Raw genomic sequence first — 23,968 nt, 5'->3', positions numbered from 1 at the left:
ATTAATTCACGGAACGCTGCCCGTTGGGCCGTGTTGCCCCCCGACGCACCCTGAATATCCCCGCGCCGGTGTCGGAAGACGGCACCGCGATCTTGCAGTTTCACGATGCCATACACGAATAGCCATGGGTCCGATCGGACCTCCCGCCACCCGCTCGCCATGCGCGGGCGCGAGCCATTCAGCAGCGGAAGCGCGGGACGATGAACGCCCCGTGCAGAGGCAAGGTCCATGTCGTCGGCGCTGGCCCCGGCGATCCCGACCTGATGACCGTCAAGGGCCGCCGGGTGCTCGAGCAGGCCGAGGTCGTCGTGTACGACCGCGACGTGGCGCCCGAGATCCTGAACATCCTGCCACGCACCATCGCCCGTTTCGACGTGGACGCCGCCGCGCGCCCCCACGAGGCGGAGGCCGCCGGCCTCATGGTCTCGCTGGCCCTGCAGGGCCTGCGAGTGGTGCGTCTCAAGGCCGACGTCTCGTTGATGGAGAGCGATCTCGAAGCCGAGATCGTCGCGCTGCGCACCGCCGGCATCCCGCACGAGGTCGTGCCTGGCCTGATCGCCGCGCAGGCCATCGCCGCCTCCGCGGCGGTGCCGCTCGCGCCCGGCGAGATCGGAGGCGGCGTGCGGTTCCTCCGGGATCCGCTGGACGAACTCCCAGAACGCGCGGACTGGAAGGCGATGGCCGACCGCCGCACGACGCTTGTCTGCCAGATGGAAGCCACGCGCCTCGGCACCGTGGCCGAGCGGCTGATGCGCAACGGCATGCCGGCAGCGGTCCCGGTGCTCGTCGTCTCCGAGCCCACGACGCCGCGCGAATCCAGCATCCGGAGCCGCCTGTGTCACCTGCGCAGCATCCTCGCAACGCTGGCCCCCGAAGGCCAGCTGGTCTGCGTGGTGGGCGATGTCGTGGCGCGCCACAGGTGGCAGGAAAACAGCCGTCAGAGGGCGATCTTCGCCTGACCGGGATCTGGACCGCCCGGGACACCGGCCCTAGGTTCCGGGAAACAGGCACCCCGCCGCACCGGCGGAAGGGCCGCATACTCTTTCGGAGCCCTGATCGGCCATGACCCGACCCAACGACCAAGGACCCGCCGCGCTGCTCGTGGCGCACGGCAGCCCCTCGGACCCCGAGCCGCAGGAGGTGGCGCTCGCGGCGCTCGCCGCGCGCGTTCAGGACGCGCGTCCCGGCTGGCGGATCGGCAGCGCGACGCTGGCCGCAGACGGGAGTTTCGACGCCGCCGTGACGCGCCTCGGCCGGCCGCTGATTTACCCCTTTTTCATGGCGCGCGGCTATTTCACCGGAAAGGTCCTGACCGAGCGGGCGGCCCCGCTGGGTCTGAGCGTTCTCGAACCCTTCGGCGTGTCCCCCGAGCTCGAGGTGCAGGCCGCAGAGGCACTGCGCCGCGTGCTTCACGAACGGGGATGGGCCGCCGGTGACACGCAGCTTCTGGTCGCCGCGCATGGCAGTGCCGTTTCGCGCACCAGCGCCAGCGCGGCGCGCGCCTTTGCCGAGGCCCTGCAGGCGCGGCTCGGTTTTGCCGGGGCGCGCAGCGGCTATGTCGAGGAGCAGCCCTGGCTGCGCGACGCGGCACAGGGCCTGGGACAGGCGATCTGCCTGCCGCATTTCGCGCTGCGGGCCGGCCACATGATCGAGGATGTGCCCGAAGCGCTGGAGGAGGCCGGCTTTGCCGGACCGGTCCTGCCGCCCTTCATCGACTGGCCGGAAACGCCCGGGATCATCGCCGCGGCCCTCGCGCGGCTGACCGAACCGCAGGGCTGACGCCCGCGCAGTTCCTCACGGACCCGCCGCCAGAACCTCGTCCCTTTCGACGGCCCCCTGCCAGTCGGCGGCATAGGCGCGCAACGCCTGCGCGTCGGACGCGGTGACAGGCTCGCCGCCCGCCTCGGCGCCGTCGCCAGCAAACAGAAGCGCCGCCCCCGTGCTGGTGCCGGTGGCCGAGCCCATGGCGATCACGCCCTCGGGACGCAGCGCCGCGAGCATGTCGAGGTAGTCGGCGTTCCGGGCAAAGGGCCCCTCGACCACGACCGGGCCGGCGGCCCCGGCGAGCCCGAGGCAGACATCCGTCATCAGCGCCAGATACCACGACAGGGCCAGCATCGCCTGCCCCTCCGTCTCCGGCCTGTGGGACCAGCCGCCGGCACGCCCTGCGAAGGGCCCGGAGCCGGTCTCGACCGACGGCAGCAACCGCAACCTGCCGGATAGCACAGCACGGCGGTCGTTCGCGTCGGGCGTGGCCGCCCGGCCCTCGCGGATCAGCTCGTATTCGCGGCCGCCCATGAACCGCGCCGAGGGCACCGGCTGAGCCAGTGCGTTGACGTTGACCAGCGTGTCCCGCGCGGGATCCAGCGCCACGGAGGCACCGCCGACCGCCATCGCGACCACCCAGGTTCCGGTCGAGACGACCGAGAAAGGCGGCGTCCGCGTCAGGACATGCGGATAGAGCGAGGCGTTGCTGTCGTGAATCCCCGTGGCGACGGGCGTCTGCGGCGACAAGCCCGTCCGCTGCGCGACCTCGGGCGTCACCGTGCCAAGGATCTCGGTCGCCCGCCGCGGCGGCGCGAGCCGGTCCGCAAGCCCCAACCGCCCCACCAGCGCCGAGGGTCGGCCGGTCCAGGGCTCCCAGAGGTCGGTGTGGCACCCGAGCGAGGTCACATCGGTCGCCAGTTCTCCTGTCAGGCGGAACCCCCAGTACTGCGGATAGGTCACGACATGGGCGAGCCGCGCATCGAGCCCGGGATCCTCCCCCAGCATCCAGTGCAGCTGCGCCCCGAGGTTCAGCCCCATGGGAAGACGCGGCGCGCCCGTCTCGGCGAACCCGGGCCGAAGCGCATCGTAGGCCGCCCGCACCCCGTCTGGCCCGTCGTGCTCGTAGTCGAGCATCGGCGCGGCCAGCTCGCCACTCGCGTCCAGCAGCACCGCCGCCGCCCCGTGGGTCGTCACCGAGATGGCGTCGACCCCGTGCTCGGCATGGAACCGCTGCAACCCTGCAAGGAAGAAGCCCCAGTGCCCCTCGAGGTCGAAATGCGGCCAGGGCGGGCCCGGCCGGACGGTGTTGGGCCGGGTTTCGACGGCGATCTCGCGCAGGGTCGCGGCGTCGACGAGCGCGAGCTTGGCATTGGTCTTGCCGACGTCGATGACGGCGATGTGGCGCGGGTCGGTCATGGCAGGTGGAACACCGTCCGCAGGTCGACCACCCGGGGCGAGTTGTCCGGGTTCGTCTCCATGATGTCGCCCATGTGCGCCCACCATTTCTGCATCACCGGGTGGCTCGGCAGATCGTCCATGTCGTGATCCTCGCGCCGCCATAGCACCGCGAAAAGCGCGTTGGTCTCGGGGTCAATGTGGATCGAGTAGTCCTGCACCCCGGCCCCGCGCAGCAGCTCGACCAGCTCGGGCCAGATCGCGTCGTGGCGGCGCTTGTATTCCTCGGCCATGCTGGGCAGCAGCGTCATGCGGAAGGCGATCTTTTCCATCACGCCCTCCGCAGCTTCGTCACGAGGCGCGGGATCGCGATCACCCCGATCAGCAGCCCGCCGATGAAAATCGACATCACGATGCCCGGCACGTTCAGCAAGCCGAGCCCGAAGGTCACCATCCCCATGACCAGCGCCGCGATCACGACGCCGAGGATCGAGCCCGAGCCGCCGAGGATCGACACGCCGCCGAGGACGACCATGGTCACAACCTCCAGCTCCCAGGCGTAGGCGATGGAGGGCCGGGTCGAGCCCAGCCGCGCGGTCAGGCAGATCGCGGCGATGCCGGACATCAGGCCCGTCAGCAGGAAGAGGATCATCTTCACCCGTTCCACCCGGATGCCCGAGAACCGCGCCGCCATCGGATTGTTGCCGATGGTGTAGACGTGCCGCCCGAAGTTCGTCTTGTGCAGCACCACGCCGTAGATCACGGCGAAGAGCGCGAAGAGCGTCAGCTCGAACGAGATCACCCAGAACACGTAGCCGCGCCCGAGCCAGGCAAAGCTGTCGGGGTAGCCGTTGAAGGCCTGGTCGCCGAGCACGATGTAGCTGATCCCGCGGAAGAGGCTCATGGTGCCGATGGTCACGACGATCGAGGGCAGCCCCAGCCGCGTGACCAGCACGCCGTTGAAGGCCCCGCAGAGCAGGCCGACGGCGAGCCCGATGGCAATGAGGCCCGGCGTGCCGACGCCGAACTGCAGCGCCCAGCCCATCGCGGTCGAGGCCAGCGCGATGATGCCCGCGACGCTCAGGTCGATCTCGCCCGAGATGATGAGCAGCGCCATGGCGAAGCCGATCATCGCCTTCTCGGTGAAGTTGAAGGTCGCGTCCGAGAGGTTCCAGGGATCGAGGAAGTAGGGACTCGCCTGCGTGTTCGCGACAAAGATCAGCACGGCGATCCCGAAGAGCAGGAGCTCCCAGCTTTTCAGGATGCGGGTGCCGGGTCCGTTCAGGCGGTCCGGCAGGCTGCGGGTGCGGGTGTCTTCGGCAAGGCTCATGACGCGTGCTCCGCGGATTTCAGGATGATGCGGCCCTGCTTCCGGTTGCTCTGCGCATTGAAGGCCACGGCGATGATGATCGCGGCACCCGAGATGGCGAGTTGCCAGAAGGGCGAGATGCCGGCGACGGGCAGGGCGTTCTTGATCGTGCCGAGGAAGAGCGCCCCCAGCACCGCGCCGGTCACCGTGCCGAGACCGCCCGCGATGGAGATGCCGCCGATGACGCAGGCCGCCACGACGTCAAGCTCGAAGCCGCCGGCGACGTCCACGTAGGCGACCGCGTAGCGCGACACCCAGAGGTAGCCGCAAAGCCCGGCCAGCCCGCCCGCGATGGTGAAGGCGGCAAAGCGCGTCTTGCCCACGTCGATGCCGGTATAGACTGCCGCGTGCGGGTTGCCGCCCACGGCATAGAAGGCCCGGCCCAGCGCGGTGCGGTTCACCAGCACGGCAAAGCCCGCGATCACTGCGATGGCGATCCAGGACAGCACCGGCAGGCCCAGCAGGTCGAAACGCGGGACCGCCTTGTAGGCCTCGCCCATCTCGTGGCTGTTCACCCACTCGCCACCCGAGATGAGGAAGATCAGCCCGCGGTAGATCGTCAGGGTGCCGAGCGTGACCACGATGGGCGGGATGTCCAGCTTCCACACGAGGATGCCGTTGAACATGCCCATGACGACGCCCAGCCCGATGGCGATGGCGATGAGCGCGATCACCGGCACGCCGGGCATGGCGGCATTTATCATCGCCGTGACCATGCCCGTCAGCGCGAGGTTCGAGGCCAGCGACAGGTCGATGCAGCGCGTCAGGATCACCAGCGTCTGCCCCAGCGCGAGGATGATAAGGATCGAGGTATCGTTGAACACCGATGCCAGGTTGCCCGGCGCGGCGAAGCCCGAGAACCGGCTTTCCACCACCAGGATCAGGGCGATGAGCGCGGCGACGAGGATCGCCTCGCGTGATTTGATGAAGTCGCGGATCATGCCGCCTCCTCCCCGTCATAGCCCGCCGCGGCGCGCACCAGTGTCTCCGGCGTCAGGCCCTCGCGGTCGTATTCCGCCGCGATGCGCCCCTCGCGCATCACGATCACCCGGTCGGACATGCCCAGGATCTCGGGGATCTCCGAGCTGACCATGATGACCGAAAGCCCCTCGGCGGCCAGTTCGGCCATGAACTCGTGCACCGCGGCCTTGGAGCCGACGTCGATGCCCTTGGTCGGCTCGTCGAGGATGATGACCTTGGGCTTCGTCGCCAGCCACTTGGCGATCACCACCTTCTGCTGGTTGCCGCCCGAGAGCTCGCCAACGTTCTGATCGAGCGCGGCCGCGCGCAGGTCCAGCCGCTCTGTGTAGCTGCGGGCCAACGCGAATTCCTCGGCCATGCGGGTGAATCCATCTTTCGAGGTTGTCTTGAGCGAGGGCAGCGTGACGTTCTGGAAGATCGGCATGGCCGTGACGGCGCCCTGTTTGCCCCGGTCCTCGGGGACATAGACGATGCCCTTCGCAATGGCCTCTGCGGGCGAACGGATCACCGCGACCTCGCCGTCGATCCGGCAGGCCCCCTTCGACGGTTTCGTCACGCCGAAAAGCGCCTGCATGAACTCCGACCGGCCAGCACCGACAAGCCCGTAGAAGCCCAGGATCTCGCCCCGGCGCAGGGTGAAGCCGATGTCGGCGAACTCGGTCGGGTGCGAGTAGCCGGCGACGGTCAGCACGTCCTCGCCCGGCGTACTGGTGCGCTCGGGGAAGATCGTGTCGACGGCGCGGCCGACCATCTTCTCGACGAGTTGGTCCTCGGTGACGTCGGCGATGAGCCCTGCATCGACCATCTCGCCGTCGCGGAAGACGGTGTAGCGGTCGGCGATGCGGAAGATCTCGTCGAACTTGTGCGAAATGAAGAGGATCGCCTTGCCCTCGCCCTTCAGCCGGTCGACCAGCTCGTAAAGCTCCTCGATCTCGGCGGCCGACAGCGAGGCGGTCGGCTCGTCCATGACGACGACGCGCGCGTCGACAGACAGCGCGCGGGCGATGGCCACAAGGTGCTTCGACGCGATGCCAAGCTCGCGGAGCACCGTCTTCGGGTCGATCTGCGCGCCGATCCGGGTCAGGATCTCCTGCGCGCGGTCGTTCATCACGGTCCAGTCGATCAGGCCGAAGCGCCCCCTCGGCGCATGGCCAAGGAAGATGTTCTCGGCCACGGTCAGCTCGTCGAAGAGCACCGTTTCCTGGTGGATCGCGGTCACGCCCGCATCGGATGCGGCGGTCGCGGTCGGAAAGCGCGTCGGCTGTCCGTCGACGGTGATTGTGCCGCCGTCGGGCTGGTAGATGCCGGTCAGGATCTTGACCAGCGTCGACTTGCCCGCACCGTTCTCGCCCACGAGGGCGGTCACCTGCCCGGGATAGAGCGCCAGCTCGACATCCCCCAGCGCACGCACGCCCGGAAAGGTCTTGGTGATGCCCTCGAGCCGCAGGATCGGATCCGTTGCGACCGAGACACCGGCAATGTTTTCGGAATAGTTCATCGAACCCCCGCAGGACGGTGGATGAAGGATGAGCGGCCGCGCGGGACGGGATCCGCCCCGCGCGCGCGAACGTGTTCAGAGGATCAGAAGATGCCCTTGAACTCGTCGATGTTGCTCGCGTCGTAGGTGAAGGGCTCGGACATCGCCGCGCTGTTGCTGTCGTCCAGCGTCACGCTGCCCATCCGGCCGGTCGATATCTCGGCGCCCGGCTCGGCCGTGGCCTCGTCGGTGGCCAGCGCATGCGCGATCATCGCCGTGGTGTAGCCCAGGTCCACCGGGTTCCAGATGGCAAAGGACTTCGACGCGCCGCTCTCGATCGCGCCCGCCATCTCCGAGGGCAGGCCCAGGCCGGTCACGTTGACCTCGCCCACCTTGCCTTCGTCCTGCACCGCTTGCGCTGCGGCGACGATGCCCACCGAGGTCGGCGCGATGATCGCGTCGAGGTCGGGGTAGGACTGCATGAGGCCCTGCGCCTCGCGGTAGGACTTGTCGGCCAGGTCGTCACCGTAGACCGTCGCCACCACCTCGATGTCGGGATACTGGTCCATGACCTTGTTCATCTCCTCGATCCAGGTGTTCTGGTTGGTCGAGGTCGAGGTCGCCGACAGCACCGCCACCTTGCCGCCCTCGGGCAGCTGATCGGCGGCGAGCTTGATGATCGTCTGGCCGATCAGCTCGTCCGACGAGGGCGCGAGGTGCATCTCGCGCCCCTCGGGCGCGACGCCCGAATCCCACGAGATCACCGTGATCCCGCGCTGCATCGCCTTCTGAAGCGCGGGCACGACGGCGTCGGGATCGTTGGCCGAGATCGCGATGGCATCGACCCGCTGCGCGATGAGCGAGTTGATGACCTCGATCTGGCCCTCGGCGGTGGTCGAGGTCGGGCCGGTGTAGATGATCTCGGTGTTGCCGAGCTCTCCGGCGGCTTCCTCGGCCCCGCGCGCGGCGGCCTCGAAGAAGCCGTTGCCCAGCGACTTGGCGACAAGCGCGATGCGGACATTGTCCTGCGCCATCGCGGTCGAGCCCATCAGCGACGCGGCGATGCCGAGCCCGATGGCGAAACGTCTGGTCAGTGTCATTTGTTTTCCTCCCTTGAAACGACTGGCGAATGCGGCCGGGCGGTCAGCCCGCCTCGGCCTCCTCCTCGTCCGCGGCGCCCACGGGCGCCACGATCAGCGTCACGCCGGCGCTTTCGAGCATCGCGGCGTGGGCATCTTCCATGCGGTCGTCGGTGATCAGCGTGTCAACCCGCTCGAGCGGGCACAGGATCAGGCTCGACCGTTTCTCGAACTTCGAGCTGTCGGCGAGGATCACCACCTCCTCCGCCTGCCCGATGAGCTTCTGCTCGGACTGGATCACCAGCGGGTCCGGCTCCATGATCCCCAGCGGCGCCACCCCCTGGCAGCCCATGAACATGCGCCGCGCGTAGAAATTGCGGGTCACGTCGTTGTCGAAGGGCGACAGGATGATGTTCTGCTCGCGGTAGATCGTGCCGCCCGGCAGCACGACCGTGTTCTTGGTCTGCTTCAGCAGGTGCTCGGCGATCGGGAACGAGTTGGTGAAGACCTGGCAGCGGCGGGTCGCCAGCGGATGCACCATCTGGAAGGTGGTCGTCCCGCCGTTGATGATGATCGACTCGCCGTCCTCGAGCATCTCGACCGCCGCGCGCCCGATGGCGCGCTTCTGCGCGGCATTCTTTGACTGGTTCACCGAGAACGGACGCCCCAGCAGCCCCGTCACGGCCGGCGGCGCGACCGACTCGGCCCCGCCCCGCACCCGGCGCAGCTTCTTCTGCATGTGCAGGGTCGCGACGTCGCGCCGGATCGTCGCCTCGGACGATTCCGTCATCTCGACCATCTCGGCCACCGACACGAACGGCTTGGCCTCGACGGCGGACAGGATCACGCGATGTCGCTCGTTCTCGTGCATGGATTGCCTCCCTTGGTGCTGCAGCATGGCGCAGCATTCCAATCATTGTCAATCATAAATGATCGAAACTGATCTTTCTGCAGCTGCATAATGATTGCTTATGATTGTTTGTGATTGACAATGGCGGTTCCGCCACCCATCCTGCGGCCAACGTCACGACCGGCCCAGCGCGGGCCTGATGGGAGGAAACACCATGCTCAAGACCGTGTCCGGAACCGGGCTCGACAACCTGTGGGACGACGCGAAGGCGTCCGGGATGACCGAGTCCGACAAGCTGCTCTACCGTTCGAACCTTCTGGGGTCGGACAAGCGCGTCACCAACTACGGTGGCGGCAACACCTCGGCGAAGGTGATGGAGACCGATCCGCTGACCGGCGCCGAGGTCGAGGTGCTCTGGGTCAAGGGCTCGGGCGGCGACATCGGCACGATCGACAAGTCCGGCTTCGCGACCCTCTACATGGAGAAACTCGAAGCGCTGAAGGGCCTTTACCGCGGCCCCGAGCACGAGGACGAGATGGTGGGCTACCTGCCCCACTGCACCTACGACCTGAACCCGCGCGCCGCATCCATCGACACGCCGTTGCATGCCTACGTGCCGAAGAAGCACGTCGATCACGTCCACCCCGACGCGATCATCGCCATCGCGGCCTCGACGAACTCGAAAGAGCTGACGCAGAAGATCTTCGGCGACGAGATCGGCTGGCTGCCCTGGAAGAAGCCCGGCTACGAACTGGGCCTCTGGCTCGAGGATTTCTGCAGGAAGAACCCCGAGGCCAAGGGCGTCGTCCTCGAAAGCCACGGCCTCTTCACATGGGCCGACGACGCCAAGGAGTGCTACGAGCTGACGCTCGACACGATCAACCGCGCCATCGCCTGGTTCGAGGAGCAGACCGAGGGCGTCGCCCCCTTCGGCGGCGCGGCGCACCCGACGCTGCCCGAGGCCGAACGCCGCCGCGTCGCCGCCGCGCTGATGCCGGCGATTCGCGGCATGATTTCCGAGGACAGCCACAAGGTCGGCCACTTCGACGACCAGGACGCGGTGCTCGACTTCGTCGGCGCCACCGACATGCCGCGCCTCGCGGCGCTCGGCACCTCCTGCCCGGACCACTTCCTGCGCACTAAAATTCGCCCGCTGGTGGTCGATTTCGACCCGGCGAACCCGGACATCGACGGCACGCTCGACCGACTGCGCGGCATGATCGAGGACTACCGCGCCGATTACGCCGCCTACTACGAGCGCTGCAAGCACGACGACAGCCCGGCCATGCGGGACCCCAACGCGGTGGTCTACCTCGTGCCCGGCGTCGGCATGATCACCTTCGCCAAGGACAAGGCGACAGCCCGCATCTCGGGCGAATTCTACGTCAACGCCATCAACGTCATGCGCGGCTCGGACGCGGTCAGCGAATACCAGGGCCTGCCCGAGCAGGAGGCCTTCGACATCGAGTACTGGCTACTCGAAGAGGCCAAGCTGCAGCGCATGCCCAAGCCCAAGAGCCTCGCCGGCCGAATCGCCATTGTCACCGGCGGCGCCGGGGGCATCGGCATGGCCACGGCCGAGCGTTACCTCTCGGAAGGCGCCTGCGCGGTGCTGGCCGACATCGACGCCGAGGCGCTTGGCAAGGCCAAGGAGGCGCTTGTCCAGCGCTACGGCCGCGACATGGTCCGCAGCGTCGAGATGAACGTGACCTCGGAAGAGGCCGTCGCCGCCGCTTACGCCGACATGGCCGTGGAATTCGGCGGGGTCGACATCGTGGTCTCGAACGCCGGCATCGCCTCCTCGGCCAAGGTCGAGGACACGACGCTGGAGCTCTGGAACAAGAACATGTCGATCCTCTCGACCGGCTACTTCCTCGTCGCGCGCGAGGCGTTCCGGGTGCTCAAGGCACAGGGCATCGGCGGCTCGATGGTCTTCGTCGCCTCGAAGAACGGCCTCGCCGCGTCGCCCGGCGCCTCGGCCTATTGCACCGCCAAGGCCTCGGAGATCCACCTCGCCCGCTGCCTTGCGCTCGAGGGCGCGCCCGAGGGCATCCGGGTGAACGTGGTGAACCCCGACGCCGTGCTGCGCGGCTCCAAGATCTGGACCGGCGAATGGCTCGACCAGCGCGCCGCGACCTATGGCACCGACAAGGAGGGGCTCGAAGAGATGTACCGCGACCGCTCGCTGCTGAAGCGCAGCGTGCTGCCCGAGGACATCGCCGAGGCCTGCTACTTCTTCGCCGCCGACACGAGCGCGAAATCGACGGGCAACATCCTGAACGTCGACGCCGGCAACGTGCAGGCCTTCACGCGCTGAGACAGAACCGGGGCCGCGCGTCCCGACCGGGCGGCGCGCACCCCGAGGGAGGAGACCCATGATCGACGAAACCACCATCGCCGCGGCCAACGAGGCGGCGGACGCAACCCTGCGCGCCGACTACGATGCGCTTGGCGAACACCTCTCGCGCCGCGGCATCGACATCGCCGCCATCAAGGACAGGGTCGCCGCCTACGGCGTCGCGATCCCCTCGTGGGGCGTCGGCACCGGCGGCACCCGCTTCGCCCGCTTCCCGGGCGAGGGAGAACCCGCCAACGTCTTCGACAAGCTCGACGACTGCGGCGTGATCCACCAGCTGACCGGCGCCACGCCGCGCGTCTCGCTGCACATCCCCTGGGACGATGCCGACCCCGCCGACCTCCTGGCCAAGGCCGAGGAGACGGGCCTCGCCTTCGACGCGATGAACTCCAACACCTTCCAGGACCAGCCGGGACAGGCCCACAGCTACAAGTACGGCTCGCTCTCGCACACCGACGCCGCGACCCGCGCGCAGGCGGTCGAGCACAACCTCTACTGCATCGAGCTGGGGCAGAAGATCGGCTCCAAGGCGCTGACCATCTGGGTCGGCGACGGCTCCAACTTCCCCGGCCAGAGTCACTTCACCAAGCAGTTCGAGCGCTACCTCGGCAGCGCCAAGGAGGTCTACGCCGGCCTGCCCGCCGACTGGCGCCTCTTCACCGAGCACAAGATGTTCGAGCCCGCCTTCTACTCGACCGTGGTGCAGGACTGGGGCACCAACTACATGATCGCCAAGGAATTGGGCGCGCAGGCGCATTGCCTCGTCGACCTCGGCCACCATGCGCCGAACGTGAACATCGAGATGATCGTCGCGCGCCTCATCCAGTTCGGCAAGCTGGGCGGCTTCCACTTCAATGACAGCAAATATGGCGACGACGATCTCGACACCGCCGCGATCGATCCCTACCGCCTGTTTCTCGTCTTCAATGAGCTGGTGGACTCCGAGGGCACCCCGGACTTCGATCCGGCGCACATGCTGGACCAGAGCCACAACGTCACCGACCCGATCGAGAGCCTGATGAACTCCGCCATGGAGGTGCAGCGCGCCTACGCCCAGGCGCTACTGGTCGACCGCTCCGCGCTGGCGGGCCACCAGGAGGAGAACGACGCGCTCATGGCATCGGAAACGCTCAAGGCGGCCTTCCGTACCGACGTCACCCCGATCCTGCAGATGGCGCGGCGGGAAAGCGGCGCGGCCATCGACCCGGTCTCGGCCTACCGCCGCTCGGGTTACCGCGCCGCGGTCGCGCAGACCCGCCCCAAGGCCGACGGCAGCGGCGGCGGCATCGTCTAGCGCGCCCAGGCACAAGAATGGCCGTTCGCCCTGCAAGGGGCGAACGGCCTTTTTCTTCGAACCGCCGGGGATCAGTCGACGGTCGATCCCTCGACGTCCTTCGCCATCCGCATCCGCCGGCGCACGACGCCTCCGACGAGGATCGGGAGGATGAAACCGATGATGGCCACGGTCCACAGGATGATCGTGAGCGGGGACGAGACCAGCACCGAGTAGTCGCCGTCGGCGATGTTCACGGCCCGGCGGAAGTTGACCTCCATCTCGTTGCCGAGAAGCGTGCCGAGGATGATCGGCACCAGCGGGACGTCCAGCTTGCGCAGCACCCAGCCCATCACGCCGAAGCCGACCATGACCATGAGGTCGAAGCTCGAACCCGAGATGCCGTAGATCCCGACGAAGGAGATCATCGCGACGATCGGCATGAGGATCCGCGGCGGCACCAGCAGGACGCGGGTGAAGAGCCCCACCATCGGGATGTTCATGGCCAGAAGCATCACGTTGCCGATGAAGAGCGCCGCGATCAGGCCCCAGACCACGTCCGGGTTCTGCGTGAAGAGCAGCGGGCCGGGCGTGATGTTGAGCGCCAGCAGAACCGCCAGCAGCACCGCCGTCGTACCCGATCCCGGCACACCCAGTGCCAGCATCGGCACCAGCGCCCCGCCGGCCGCCGCGTTGTTGCCCGCCTCGGGCGCCGCGACACCGCGCGGATCGCCGGTGCCGAAGGTCTTCTTGCGGTCCACCAGGCGCTTTTCCATCGAGTAGGAGATGAAGGACCCCAGCGAGGCCCCGGCCCCCGGAAGCACGCCGGCGATGAAGCCCAGCACCGTGGTCCGGCCCATGGTCGGGATGCAGGACCGGATCAGGCTCCACGAGGGGATGATCCGGCCGATCTCCATCTTCGGACGGTTCGAGATGTCGCGTTCGGTGCCGCGATGCTCGAGGAAGATGAAGACCTCGGACAGCGCGAAGAGGCCCACGATGGCGACGAGGAAGTCGATGCCGTCGTAGAGGTGCACCTCGCCGAAGGTGAAGCGCGGCACGCCGGTCTGCGTGTCGACGCCGATCATCGCGAGGCCGAGGCCGAGCGCCGCGGCGAAGGCCGACTTCGCCTGGTTGGTCGAGGAGATCCCGCCCAGCGTGGCGAAGGCCAGCGCGAAGAGCGCGAAGTATTCCGCCGGCCCGAAGAGCAGCGCGACCTTGACCAGCTGCGGCGCCAGCAGCACCAGCCCCCAGGTGGCGAAGAAGGCGCCCACGAAAGAGGCGACCCCGGAGAGGGCGAGCGCCTCGCCGGCACGGCCCTGCTGCGCCATCGGGTAGCCGTCGAGACAGGTCATCATCGCCGGTTCGTCGCCGGGGATGTTCAGCAGGATCGACGAGATCCGCCCCCCGTACATGGCCCCGTAGTAGACGCTGGTGAGAAGGATCAGCGACGGCGTGGCGCCGAGGCCGAGGGTAAAGGCGAGCGGGATCAGGATGGCGACGCCGTTCGACGGGCCGAGCCCCGGAAGGGCCCCCATGATCGTGCCGAGAAAGCAGCCCATCAGCGCCAGCGCGAGGTTCTGCCAGGTGAGCGCGACAGCGAAGCCGTCGCCGAGTTGGGACATGAGTTCCATGGTGCGCTCCTCAGAAACCGAGCGGGCCGCGGGCGAGGCTCAGGCCCAGCACGAGGCGGAAGATCACGTAGATGCCGACCGATGTGGCAACGCCGATGACGATGCTCTGCACCGGGCGGGAGCCGAGGCGCCAGGTCAGGTAGGCGGCGGCAACCGAGGTCGCGATGACGAAGCCGAGCTCGGGCAGCAGCAGCGCGTAGGCGAACATCACCAGGGCGGCGAGGCCGATCTCGGCCAGGTGCCCCGTGCTGGGCCAGTCGGGCGCCGGGTCGGGCTTCGCCAGGAAATAGATCGAGGCGGCGGCCATGACCGCGGCAATGATGTAGGGGAACATCTTCGGGCCCACGGCATCGGACAGGAAGCTCTCCTGGATGATGGATGCCTGCCAGGCGAAGATGATGGCGAGAACCAGACCGATCCCGCCGAAGATGCGGTCGCTCATTGAGATATCTCCCGTCGGATTGGAAAATGCGGGCGGCGCACCCGGCCGTGGCCGGATGCGCCCATGCGATGTCAGCGGATCACTGGAGAATGCCGATCTCGCGCGAGATGTCCTGGATGCTCTGGACCGAGTCCGCGACGAAGCTCTGGAACTCCTCGCCCTGGAGGTCGAGCGGCGCGAGGCCGTTGTTCTCCATCACGGTCTTCCACTCATCGCTGTCGTAGAGCGTGCCGATGCGGTCGACCCAGTAGTCGTAGGCCGCGTCGCTCATGTCGCCGGGGGCGTAGAAGCCGCGCCAGTTGGCGCCGATGGCGTCGATGCCCTGTTCACGCGCGGTCGGGAACTCCGAGTAGTCGCCTCCGAGGCGCTCGGGCGCCAGCACGGCGACGACCTTGATGTCGCCCGATTCCACGAAACCCTGCGCTTCGGACAGATCGCCCGTGAAGGCCTGCAGCGAGCCGGCCAGCAGCTGCGTCACGGCCTCGCCGCCGCCGGCGAAGGCGATGTACTTGACCTGGCGCACGTCCTCGATGCCCGATTCCTGCGCGGCGATCAGGACCTTGAGGTGATCCCAGCCGCCGACCGCGGAGCCGCCACCGATGGAGGTGGACGACGGATCGGCCTTGATCTGGTCCATCAGCTCCGGAAGCGTGTCGATCTCGCTGTCCGCGGCAACGGCGATCACGCCGTAGTCCGCGCCGATCGCGCCCAGCCAGCGGACCTGGTCCATGGTGTTGCCCGGGTAGGCGTTCTGCGCCAGCCGCGTTGCGGTTGCCGACGAGGCCGCGACGATCAGGTCGTTGTCGTCGGCGCGCTTGTTGACGACCTCGGCAAAGGCCACGCCGCCGCCGCCGCCGGAGAGGTTCACCACCTGCATGGTCGAGGGGATGAGATCGAGATCCTGAAGCGACTTGCCCACCTGGCGGCAGGTGAAGTCCCAGCCGCCGCCGGGGTTGGCCGGGGCGATGCATTCGGGGTTCTCGGGGGTGAAATCCTGTGCGGCTGCGGCAAGGGGCGCGCAGGCCAGGATGGCAGCGGCGGCAAGGCCGCGCCGGATGGTCGTGAGTGTCATGTGTCTCCTCCTGGTACTTCCACGGGCCGGCTCGTGGCGTCCCGTCGCGGCGGACATTAGCGTCCGAACCTGTCACCAACCTGTCATCCCGGCACACGCGGCGCTTTCCCGCGCCGCGCCGAGGGAATAGAGTGTGCCGACGCAAGACAGGGGCCGGATGCGCATTCTCATCGTGGAAGACACTGCCGACGTCGGAGAGGCCGTGGTCGCGAGCCTCGAGCGGGCGGGCTACGCCTGCGATCTCGCCGACAGGCTGCAGATGGCGGAGGAATTCCTTGCCGTGCAGTCCTACGAATGCATCGTGCTCGACCTCAGCCTGCCTGACGGCGACGGCCGCAGCCTGCTCCGGCAGCTGCGCAAGCGCGGCGCCGGCACGCCGATCCTGATCCTGACCGCCGAATTCGAGGTGACCGCGCGGGTCGAGGCGCTGGACGCGGGCGCCGACGACTACCTCGTCAAACCCTTCGACCTGCGCGAGCTCGAGGCGCGGCTGCGCGTTCTCATCCGCCGCGACAAGGGCCAGGCGAGCGGCGTGATGCAGCTCGGGGATCTCGCCTTCGATCCGGCGGCGCAGTCGGTCCAGGTCGGCGGAGCGCCGGTGCCCATGACCCGCCGCGAGATGACCCTGCTCAACCTGATGATGTCCCAGCGCGGCCGAATCCTGTCCAAGGAACGGCTCTTCGAGGGGCTGTTCTCCTTCGAGCGGGCCGAGGTCGGCACCAACGCCGTCGAACTCTACATCGCCCGGCTGCGCAAGAAGCTGGCCGGCTCCAGCGCGCGGATCGAAACGCATCGCGGGCTCGGATACCGCATGGACGCCGACGATGCCTGACGCGGGCGTGCGCGCGACGCTCTCGCTCAAGACCCGCGTGGCGCTGGCGGTGGGATCCGTTCTCGTGCTGGGCGGCGCGGTCGTGCTGATCGCGGCGCTGGCCTACGGACAGCAGGCCGCGCGCGAGGCCTACGACCGTCTCCTGCTCGGCGCCGCGGCCGACATCGCCACCGCGATCTCGATCCGGGACGGCGACGCGATCGTCGATCTGCCGATCTCGGCTTTCGAGCTCATGTCGCTCGCGCCCGACGACCGCATCCGCTACCGGGTCGTCGGCCCGGACGGTGCGACGCTCACGGGCGACCCCGCAACACCGCTGCCTGAAGACGGTGACGGCGGTGAAGTGGTCTTCTACGACGCGACCTTCGGCCCCGAACCTGCCCGCTATGTCGCGCTGACCCGGCGCTTCGCCGAACGCAGCTTCTCGGGGCCGGTCCGCGTGGTGATCGGCCACACGCTGCTCGCGCGCCGCGACCTCGCCCGGGACATCGCGCAGAATGCCCTCTTCGTGCTGGGCGGGGCGGGTGCGGTCATGGCGCTCTTCGCCTGGCTCGTGGTCAGCCGCGCCCTGCAGCCGCTTCCCCGCATCGGCGAGGCGCTCGCGGCGCGCGACTCCACCGACCTCACGCCCCTGTCCCTTGCCGCGCCGAGGGAGGTGGCCGGCATGCTCACCTCGCTGAACGGCTTCATGGCCCGCCTCGACCGCCAGAGCGTCGCCACCGGCAAGCTGATCGCCGATGCCGCCCACCAGCTGCGCACACCTGTCGCGGCGATCCGGGCGCAGGCCCAGCTTGCCGCCGCCGAGAACGACCCCGAGCGGCGCGACCACATCACGGCCCGGATCCAGGACCGCGCGGTGGGGCTGGGGCGGCTGCTCGACCAGATCCTCAGCCGGGCGATGATCATCCACCGCGCCGACACGCAGCCGGCGACGCTGCTGGATCTGCGCGACGTGGCCGTCGAGATCGTCGAGGCAACCGACGACCTCTTCGTCGAGGCCGGGCTCGAGGTCATGCTCGAGCTTCCGGGCCGGGCCGTGCCTGTGACCGGCGATGCGCTCTCGCTGGCCGAGGCGGGCAAGAACCTGCTGACCAACGCGCTCCGCCACGGCAAGCCGCCGATCCGCCTTGGCGTGACGCCCGGCCCGCAGGCCGCCCTCTGGGTCAGCGACTGCGGCAGCGGACCGGCCGAGGACATGACGCAGGGCCCGACCGAGCGCTTCTCCTCCCGCGGCGCGGCCGGCGGCAGCGGCATCGGCCTCGCCATCGCGCGCGAGGTGGCCGAGGTGCACCGCGGCCGCATCACAATGAAGACCGGCGACGCGGGCTTCGTCGTCGCCATCGAGCTTCCGGGGCGCGCGGCATGATCCGGCTCGCGATCCTCCTGGCCATGCTCTCGCAACCGCTCGCCGCGCAGACTGCTGAGCTGACGGCGGTCATCGGACCCGGGGACGCCACGAACGCGCTCGTGCTGCGCAGCACGACGGACCTTGCGGTGCTCGGCCCCGTGATCGAGGCCTATGCCGAGGCCCGCAGCGAGACGCGTGTCCTCTACGAGCAGTGGGGCTCCAACGATCTGCGCGCGATCTCGGAACAGGAGTGCCAAAGCGGACAGGCCGGCGCCGACCTCGTCATCAGCTCGGCCGCGCATCACATGGTCGGGCTCGTGAACGAGGGCTGCGCCTCGACCGCGACCTCGGGCTGGACCCAGGCGCTCGCTCCGCAGCTGTCGTGGCGCGACCAGCTCTGGGGCGTGAGCCGCGAACCCGCGGTCGTGGTCTACAACCGCGACCTGCTCACCCCGGCCGAGGTGCCGCGGTCGCGCTTCGATCTGCTCGACCTGCTGCGGCCCGAGACCAGCCGCTTCGCCGGGCGGGTGGCGACCTACGACATCGAGGAATCGGGCCTGGGCTTTCTCTTCGCCTTCATCGACTCGCTCGAGGCGACGACCTTCGGCGGCCTGATGGAGGCCTTCGGCCGCAGTGGCGCGATCGCGACCTGCTGCTCGGCCGAGATCATCGACGGGGTCGCGTCGGGGCGGTACCTCGTTGCCTACAATGTCCTGGGGTCCTACGCGATCCAGCGCGCCCGCCGGGACGACCGGCTCGGCGTCGTCGCACCCGAGGACTACACCCTCATCCTCTCCCGCGCGGCCATGATCCCCGCCGGCGCCGCCGCGCCCGAGCTCGCCCGGGACCTGCTCGATTACCTGCTCTCGCCCGAGGGCCGGGCCGGGCTGGAGGCCAACGATCTCATGATCCGTCTGGACGAGGGCGACGGCCAGATCGTCGAGGTCACGGGCACCGTGGAGACAATGGAGCGCCCGATCGGCCTCGACCCGACACTCCTGGTCGCGATGGACGCCGACAAGCGCGAGCTTTTCATCCGGCGCTGGCGCGACGCCTTCCCGCAACCCGAGTGAGCGGCATCGCCGCTCCTTCCGGCTGCAGGAGAAAGAGGCTCAGCTCTCGAGCGCGTCCCGCAGCCGGTAGTAATGGATCGCCACACCGCCGTAGACCGCGTGAAGCCCGTGCAGCGGCAGTCGCTTCGGACGGGTCTCGACCGGAAACGGCAGCCTGGTGCCTTGCAGATGGTTTTGCGCAAGCGCACGTCCCAGCGACACCGCGAGAGCCACGCCCCGGCCATTGAAGCCGATGCCCGCCATCAGGCCGGGCTCCGGCTCGCACAGCCTGATCCGGTGATCCGGCGTCATGCCGACACGGCCGAACCATCGATGCGTGACCTCGAACCCCGGCCCGAAGATCGCGGCCAGCTCGGCCTCGAGGCGCCGGAAGTCGCTCGCACTGCCGGGATCGGCAAAGCTGCCGCGTCCGCCGATCAGCAGACGGTTTTCCGGTCCGGTGCGGAAATAGGTGCCGACCCTGCGGCTTTCCGACACCGCGGCGCCAGACGGCAGGATGCGCGACAGCTGCGCGTCCGACAGCGGCGCCGTCGCGAGCTGGAAGCTGTTGGCCGGCACGATGGTCTGGCTGAGCGCCGGAAAGAACCGGCGCGTCGTGTAGGCGTTGGTCGCGAGGATGACCCGATCCGCGGTGACCTCCGCGCCGCCCTTCGTGCGGGCCCGCCAAAGCCCACCTTGCCGCTCGAGCCGGGCGACGGGGGACGTGCCGTGGATCTGCGCCCCTGCGGCGCTCGCGGCGACTGCAAGCCCGCACGCCAGTTTCAGCGGGTGGATCTTGCCGGCCCGCTTGTCCAGCCAGCCCCCGTGGAAGACGTCGGAGCCGATACGCTCGGACATGTCGCGGGCATCCAGCCACTCGACCGGCGCGCCGCGCGCCTGCCACTGCTCCATGCGGCTGCGCAGCCCGGGCAGATGCTTGCGCCGGGAGGCGGCCTGTATCCAGCCGCCCCGGACGGGATCGCAATCGATACCCAGCCGGTCCACCAGGTCGAACAGCGTCTGCGCGGTGGCGCCCGCGAAGGCGGTCGTTTCAGCTCCGTGAAGCGCGTCGAGCGCGTCGGGATCGTCCTTCAGGCCCGGGATCACCTGGCCGCCGTTGCGCCCGGAGGCCCCGTGGCCCGGCGTCTCGGCTTCCAGAAGAACCACGTCCGCGCCGCCCTCCGCGAGATGCAGCGCGGCCGACAAGCCCTGGAATCCGCCACCCACGACGAGCACGTCGGCCCGGCGGCTGTCCTGCAAGGCGGGCCAGCCGGGCGCGGCCCCGGCTGTCGCCGACCAGAGCGACGTGAAACGCATGACGACCTCCGTTCAGACCGGATGGGTGACGCGACGCAGGAAGTCCTGCGTGCGCGCATTCTGGGGCCGGGTCAGCACCTCTTCGGCCGACCCGTGCTCGGCGATGAGCCCCTTGTCGAGGAAGAAGACGCTGCTCGCCACCTCGCGCGCGAACTGGATCTCGTGCGTGACAACCAGCATCGTCATCCGCTCCTCGGCGAGATCGCGCAGAACGGTCAGCACCTCGCCCACCATCTCCGGGTCGAGCGCCGACGTGGGCTCGTCCAGCAGGATCGCGTCGGGGCGCATGGCAAGCGCCCGGGCGATGGCCACGCGCTGCTGCTGCCCGCCCGAGAGGGCGGAGGGATAGCTGTTCACGCGGTCCGCAAGGCCAACGCGCGTCAGGTGTTCCTCGGCGCGCTCCCGCACCTCGGCCCTGGGCTCTCCCAGAACGTGCAGGGGGCCTTCCATGACATTCTCGAGCGCCGTCATGTGGGGGAAGAGGTTGAAGCGCTGAAAGACCATCGCCACCCGCGTGCGGATGTCGTGAATCGAGGCGGCATGCGCATCGACAAGCTGGTCGTCCACGAGGATGCGGCCCTGCTGGTAATCCTCGAGGCCGTTCACGCAGCGCAGCAGCGTTGACTTGCCCGACCCGGAGGCGCCGATCAGGCAGGCGACCTGGCCTTTTTCCACTTCCCCATCAATGCCCTTGAGCACTTCGATATGGCCGAAAGACTTGTGGACGTTCTCGAAGCGGATCACAGCGAAGCTCCCATTCTGAGTTCGAGGCGGCGCATCAGGAAGTTGAGCGGGATCGTCAGGCAGAGGTAGAGCACCGCGACCATCGAGAAGACGGTCAGGTTGTCGAAGGTCGACGAGGCCAGCATCTTGCCCTGCAGGGTCAGTTCGGCCACCGAGATCACCGAGACCTGCGAGCTGTCCTTCAGAAGCATGACCATGTTGTTGCCGTAGGGCGGCAGCGAGATGCGAAAAGCCTGGGGCAGGACGATCCGGCGCATCATCTTGCCGTGGCGCATTCCGATCGACTTGGCGGCTTCGACCTGCCCCTTGTCGACGGCCTCAATGCCGCCGCGGAAGGTCTCGCCGATGTAGCACGAATAGGTCAGCGCCAGGCCGATCACCCCGGCCTGGAAGGCCGACAGGTCGACGCCCAGTTCGGGCATGACGAAGTAGATGTAGAACAGCACCACCAGGATCGGGATGCCCCTCAGGAACTCGACGATATAACGGGCCGGGCGTTCGATCAGCGCATTGCCCGAGGTGCGCATGGTGGCCCAGAGAAGCCCGAGCGCGGTCGCCAGGATCAGCGACAGGAACGTCACCGCGACCGTGAGCCAAAGGCCAGAGATCAGGAGTGGAAGGTACTCCACGATCCGTTCGGATAAAGGGGCCATCTGAATCCCTCGATGATGCAGCAGGATTGGGGCGCGATCCGTCGGGACCGCGCCCGTGTCGAAAGGGCCTTAGAGGCCGTATTTGCCGAAGATGTCCTCGAGCTCGCCGCTCTCCTTCATCTCGGAGATCGATGCGTTGACCTGCTCGAGCAGCTCCGGGTTCTCCTTGGAGACCGCGAGGGCGACCTGCCCCATGCCCATCGGCTCGTAACCCTCGACCAGGCGCACGCCAAGCTGCGGGTTCTGCGCGATCTGGTAGCCGATGATCGGCTTGTCACCGAAGCCCGCCTTGATCCGGCCGAGCTGCACGTCGCGCATGATGTCCACGAGGCTGTCGTAGAGTTTCACCTCGCTGAAGGTGCCCATCGCCTGCAGCTGGTCCGCGAAGGTCGTGCCGATCTGCGCACCCACGACTTCGCCTTCGAGGTCGTCGATCGCATATTCGGTCTCGTCATCCGCGGCAACGAACATCGCGTCACCGTAGCTGTAGACGGTCTGGCTGAAGTCCACGACTTCCTTGCGGGTGTCGGTGGCGAACATGCCGGCGGAAATCAGGTCGATGCGGCCGATCTTCAGGCCCTGGATCAGGCCGGAGAACTGCATCACCTCGAACTCGGGCGTGCGGCCGATGTCCTCGGCGATCGCCGCCGCGAGGTCCACCATCGCGCCCGTGGGGTCCTGCGTCGAGGTGTCGATGAAGGTGAAGGGCACGCCCGTCGTGGTGACACCGACCGAGAGGCTTTCCTGTGCGGAGGCCGCCGTGCCGGCGAGCGCCAGCGCGGCCGCGCAGACGAGATTGCTGAATTTCATGATTGTAACTCCCTGTTGTTATGGAGGCCGGCCCGTGGCGGGCTCTTCCCGGGTCGCGCCGGGCGGCATTCTGCAATTGGAGCCTTCACCATATTGAAGACATTAGGGGATGCAACTCGATCCACCAAATTTCTTCACTCAAATGAAATTGTCTCGATCTCCGCACAGAAAACCTTCATTTCCTTACTCATTTCAGGTAACAAGGCGGTGTGTGCAGCCGCGCGGCACGCGACAAGCCCGTTCACGAAGATGAAGAATCGCCGTTGTCCCTTCTCGAAACCGAAGCCAAGCTGAAGACGAACCCGCTGGACGAGACGGACGATGTCTCGCTCGGGGATGCCGTTCGGCGCGCCCGCAAGGCGCGCGGCCTCTCGCTGCAACTGGTGGCCGATGGCGTCGGCATCTCGACCGGCCTGCTGAGCCAGATCGAACGCGGCATCTCCTCGCCTTCGGTGCGCAACCTGCGGGCCATCTGCGAGGTCATCGGCATTCCCTTCCTGTCGCTCTTCGACGACGGCGAGGCGCGGGCCAGCCGCGAATCGCGCATGATCGTGCGGGCGGACCGCCGCAAGACGGTCGACTTCGGCGACCGGAAGATGGTGAAATCCTTCCTGACCGTTCACGACGAGGGCGCGCTGCAAGTCATGGAAATCGTCCTCGAGGCAGGCGGCAGCTCCGGCGAGGAGTCCTACGCCCACGAGGGCGAGGAATGCGGTCTCGTCCTGAGCGGACGACTGGAGCTCGTCGTGGATGACCATCGCTACCAGCTTTCGCCGGGGGATGCCTTTCACTTCGAAAGCACGCGGCCGCACCGTTTCCGAAACCTGGCCGAGGTCGAGACCCGCGTGATCTGGATCACGACGCCGCCGGTCTGGTGAGAGGGCAACGGCACGCCCCCGAGGCGCGCAACCAGCGCAGCCAAAAGCCCTTCGTCCTCCCGCTCGGACGGCTGATCCCTCTCACATGATCGGCTCGGCCGATGCCCTCGCGCGCCAGGCCGCGCCGCGTCGGCTGGCCTCCGGGCCAGAGTCGGCAACCGCCAGGAACCGACCGATGAAGATGCGGGCTCAGCGGTGCCCGACCCAGCCGCGATCGTCGGTAAAGGCCCGCGCGTCGGAGAGCTGCGTGGGGCCGTAGCCGTCCGGCACCTGGTCCAGGGGCGCGCGCGACCGGGGCGATGCCGCGAAGAGGATGTTGGTTCGGCCTATTTTGTTGAAAAACTCGCGCTTGATCGAGGGGCATCTTGCTGATTCAATTCCGCCAACGGGCGGGAGGAATGGCGATGATGGGATCCAAGCAGGAGGCGCAGCCAGCGCTGTTCTACGAGTTCTCGCTGGAAGATCACGTCCCCCGGGATCATCTGCTTCGATCCATTGATCGGTTCGTCGATCTCAGCAGCATCCGCGCCTACCTTGCCGATTTCTACAGTCACACAGGGCGCCCCTCCGTCGATCCCGAATTGCTGATCCGCATGCTCCTGGTCGGATACTGCTTTGGTATCCGGTCCGAGCGGCGGC

General features: G+C 68.0%; 23 protein-coding genes. 9 read left to right on the top strand and 14 right to left on the bottom strand.

What is annotated here, in order from left to right; genetic code table 11:
• Positions 1-200: 200 nt before the first annotated feature.
• Both SALMUC_RS00115 and SALMUC_RS00110 read left to right on the top strand, forming a co-directional pair.
• Complete coding sequence (locus tag SALMUC_RS00115) at positions 201-959, top strand: uroporphyrinogen-III C-methyltransferase (protein ID WP_020042079.1); 759 nt, start codon at positions 201-203, stop codon at positions 957-959.
• Positions 960-1,062: 103 nt separating this feature from the next.
• Positions 1,063-1,779 carry a CbiX/SirB N-terminal domain-containing protein gene (locus SALMUC_RS00110; protein ID WP_020042078.1) on the top strand — a complete coding sequence of 239 codons (717 nt, stop codon included), beginning with the start codon at positions 1,063-1,065 and terminating at the stop codon, positions 1,777-1,779.
• Positions 1,780-1,794: 15 nt separating this feature from the next.
• On the opposite strand, the gene SALMUC_RS00105 is transcribed toward SALMUC_RS00110, so the two are convergent.
• The 7 genes from SALMUC_RS00105 to SALMUC_RS00075 all read right to left on the bottom strand — a co-directional run bounded on the left by SALMUC_RS00105 (position 1,795) and on the right by SALMUC_RS00075 (position 8,939).
• Positions 1,795-3,183 (bottom strand): FGGY-family carbohydrate kinase, encoded by a 1,389-nt coding sequence (locus tag SALMUC_RS00105; RefSeq protein ID WP_020042077.1) that lies wholly within the window; start codon positions 3,181-3,183, stop codon positions 1,795-1,797.
• Positions 3,180-3,494 (bottom strand): L-rhamnose mutarotase, encoded by a 315-nt coding sequence (gene rhaM, locus SALMUC_RS00100; protein ID WP_020042076.1) that lies wholly within the window; start codon positions 3,492-3,494, stop codon positions 3,180-3,182. The genes SALMUC_RS00105 and rhaM overlap by 4 nt, the downstream gene beginning before the upstream one ends.
• Positions 3,494-4,492, bottom strand: coding sequence for an ABC transporter permease (locus SALMUC_RS00095; RefSeq protein WP_020042075.1), 999 nt, complete (start codon positions 4,490-4,492; stop codon positions 3,494-3,496). Before SALMUC_RS00095 ends, rhaM begins: the two co-directional genes overlap by 1 nt.
• The gene (locus SALMUC_RS00090) at positions 4,489-5,472 is read right to left on the bottom strand and encodes an ABC transporter permease (protein ID WP_020042074.1); all 984 of its coding nucleotides are present in this window, start codon (positions 5,470-5,472) and stop codon (positions 4,489-4,491) included. Before SALMUC_RS00090 ends, SALMUC_RS00095 begins: the two co-directional genes overlap by 4 nt.
• On the bottom strand, positions 5,469-7,010 hold the full coding sequence (locus SALMUC_RS00085; protein WP_020042073.1) for a sugar ABC transporter ATP-binding protein: 1,542 nt from the start codon (positions 7,008-7,010) through the stop codon (positions 5,469-5,471). Before SALMUC_RS00085 ends, SALMUC_RS00090 begins: the two co-directional genes overlap by 4 nt.
• 83 nt (positions 7,011-7,093) lie before the next feature.
• Positions 7,094-8,089 carry a rhamnose ABC transporter substrate-binding protein gene (gene rhaS, locus SALMUC_RS00080; protein WP_020042072.1) on the bottom strand — a complete coding sequence of 332 codons (996 nt, stop codon included), beginning with the start codon at positions 8,087-8,089 and terminating at the stop codon, positions 7,094-7,096.
• Positions 8,090-8,132: 43 nt separating this feature from the next.
• Positions 8,133-8,939, bottom strand: a complete 807-nt coding sequence (locus SALMUC_RS00075) for a DeoR/GlpR family DNA-binding transcription regulator (protein WP_020042071.1) — start codon at positions 8,937-8,939, stop codon at positions 8,133-8,135.
• A gap of 193 nt (positions 8,940-9,132) precedes the next feature.
• Between SALMUC_RS00075 and SALMUC_RS00070 the strand changes: the two genes are divergently transcribed.
• Positions 9,133-11,235: a bifunctional rhamnulose-1-phosphate aldolase/short-chain dehydrogenase gene (locus tag SALMUC_RS00070; RefSeq protein WP_020042070.1), complete on the top strand. Its 2,103-nt coding sequence runs from the start codon at positions 9,133-9,135 to the stop codon at positions 11,233-11,235.
• Between the two features lie 58 nt (positions 11,236-11,293).
• Positions 11,294-12,568 carry an L-rhamnose catabolism isomerase gene (rhaI, locus tag SALMUC_RS00065; protein WP_020042069.1) on the top strand — a complete coding sequence of 425 codons (1,275 nt, stop codon included), beginning with the start codon at positions 11,294-11,296 and terminating at the stop codon, positions 12,566-12,568.
• 71 nt (positions 12,569-12,639) lie between these two features.
• Here the strand turns inward: rhaI and SALMUC_RS00060 are convergent, their stop codons facing one another.
• From SALMUC_RS00060 to SALMUC_RS00050, 3 genes are all read right to left on the bottom strand, one after another.
• Positions 12,640-14,181 carry a tripartite tricarboxylate transporter permease gene (locus tag SALMUC_RS00060; protein ID WP_020042068.1) on the bottom strand — a complete coding sequence of 514 codons (1,542 nt, stop codon included), beginning with the start codon at positions 14,179-14,181 and terminating at the stop codon, positions 12,640-12,642.
• A 10-nt stretch (positions 14,182-14,191) separates the two neighbouring features.
• A complete protein-coding gene (locus SALMUC_RS00055; protein WP_020042067.1) occupies positions 14,192-14,623 on the bottom strand; it encodes a tripartite tricarboxylate transporter TctB family protein in 432 nt (143 codons plus the stop codon).
• A 79-nt stretch (positions 14,624-14,702) separates the two neighbouring features.
• Positions 14,703-15,695, bottom strand: coding sequence for a Bug family tripartite tricarboxylate transporter substrate binding protein (locus SALMUC_RS00050; RefSeq protein ID WP_020042066.1), 993 nt, complete (start codon positions 15,693-15,695; stop codon positions 14,703-14,705).
• A gap of 157 nt (positions 15,696-15,852) precedes the next feature.
• On the opposite strand from SALMUC_RS00050, the gene SALMUC_RS00045 reads away from it, so the two are divergent.
• Genes SALMUC_RS00045 through SALMUC_RS00035 form a run of 3 tightly spaced genes read left to right on the top strand, consistent with a single transcriptional unit; the run spans position 15,853 to position 18,948 of the window.
• Complete coding sequence (locus SALMUC_RS00045; protein ID WP_020042065.1) at positions 15,853-16,527, top strand: response regulator; 675 nt, start codon at positions 15,853-15,855, stop codon at positions 16,525-16,527.
• On the top strand, positions 16,520-17,893 hold the full coding sequence (locus SALMUC_RS00040; RefSeq protein WP_020042064.1) for a sensor histidine kinase: 1,374 nt from the start codon (positions 16,520-16,522) through the stop codon (positions 17,891-17,893). The genes SALMUC_RS00045 and SALMUC_RS00040 overlap by 8 nt, the downstream gene beginning before the upstream one ends.
• Positions 17,890-18,948 (top strand): ABC transporter substrate-binding protein, encoded by a 1,059-nt coding sequence (locus SALMUC_RS00035; RefSeq protein ID WP_020042063.1) that lies wholly within the window; start codon positions 17,890-17,892, stop codon positions 18,946-18,948. Before SALMUC_RS00040 ends, SALMUC_RS00035 begins: the two co-directional genes overlap by 4 nt.
• Positions 18,949-18,987: 39 nt before the next feature.
• Here the strand turns inward: SALMUC_RS00035 and SALMUC_RS00030 are convergent, their stop codons facing one another.
• The 4 genes from SALMUC_RS00030 to SALMUC_RS00015 form a co-directional block, all read right to left on the bottom strand.
• Positions 18,988-20,187, bottom strand: coding sequence for an NAD(P)/FAD-dependent oxidoreductase (locus tag SALMUC_RS00030; protein WP_198014463.1), 1,200 nt, complete (start codon positions 20,185-20,187; stop codon positions 18,988-18,990).
• Positions 20,188-20,256: 69 nt separating this feature from the next.
• Entirely contained in the window at positions 20,257-20,988 is a 732-nt protein-coding gene (locus SALMUC_RS00025) for an amino acid ABC transporter ATP-binding protein (RefSeq protein WP_020042061.1), read from the bottom strand.
• Positions 20,985-21,641 carry an amino acid ABC transporter permease gene (locus tag SALMUC_RS00020; RefSeq protein WP_020042060.1) on the bottom strand — a complete coding sequence of 219 codons (657 nt, stop codon included), beginning with the start codon at positions 21,639-21,641 and terminating at the stop codon, positions 20,985-20,987. Before SALMUC_RS00020 ends, SALMUC_RS00025 begins: the two co-directional genes overlap by 4 nt.
• Before the next feature lie 69 nt (positions 21,642-21,710).
• Complete coding sequence (locus SALMUC_RS00015; RefSeq protein ID WP_020042059.1) at positions 21,711-22,451, bottom strand: ABC transporter substrate-binding protein; 741 nt, start codon at positions 22,449-22,451, stop codon at positions 21,711-21,713.
• Between the two features lie 263 nt (positions 22,452-22,714).
• Here SALMUC_RS00015 and SALMUC_RS00010 point away from each other — a divergent pair, with 263 nt between their 5' ends.
• Positions 22,715-23,329 carry a cupin domain-containing protein gene (locus SALMUC_RS00010; protein WP_020042058.1) on the top strand — a complete coding sequence of 205 codons (615 nt, stop codon included), beginning with the start codon at positions 22,715-22,717 and terminating at the stop codon, positions 23,327-23,329.
• Between the two features lie 404 nt (positions 23,330-23,733).
• Positions 23,734-23,968, top strand: a 235-nt coding sequence (locus SALMUC_RS00005; RefSeq protein WP_020041751.1) for a transposase, incomplete at its 3' end; no start/stop codon positions are given.

The organism is Salipiger mucosus DSM 16094, from assembly GCF_000442255.1.
Classification (GTDB): domain Bacteria; phylum Pseudomonadota; class Alphaproteobacteria; order Rhodobacterales; family Rhodobacteraceae; genus Salipiger; species Salipiger mucosus.
Note: the sequence above shows the minus strand (reverse complement) of the source record. Positions and strands in the feature narration are given on the sequence as shown.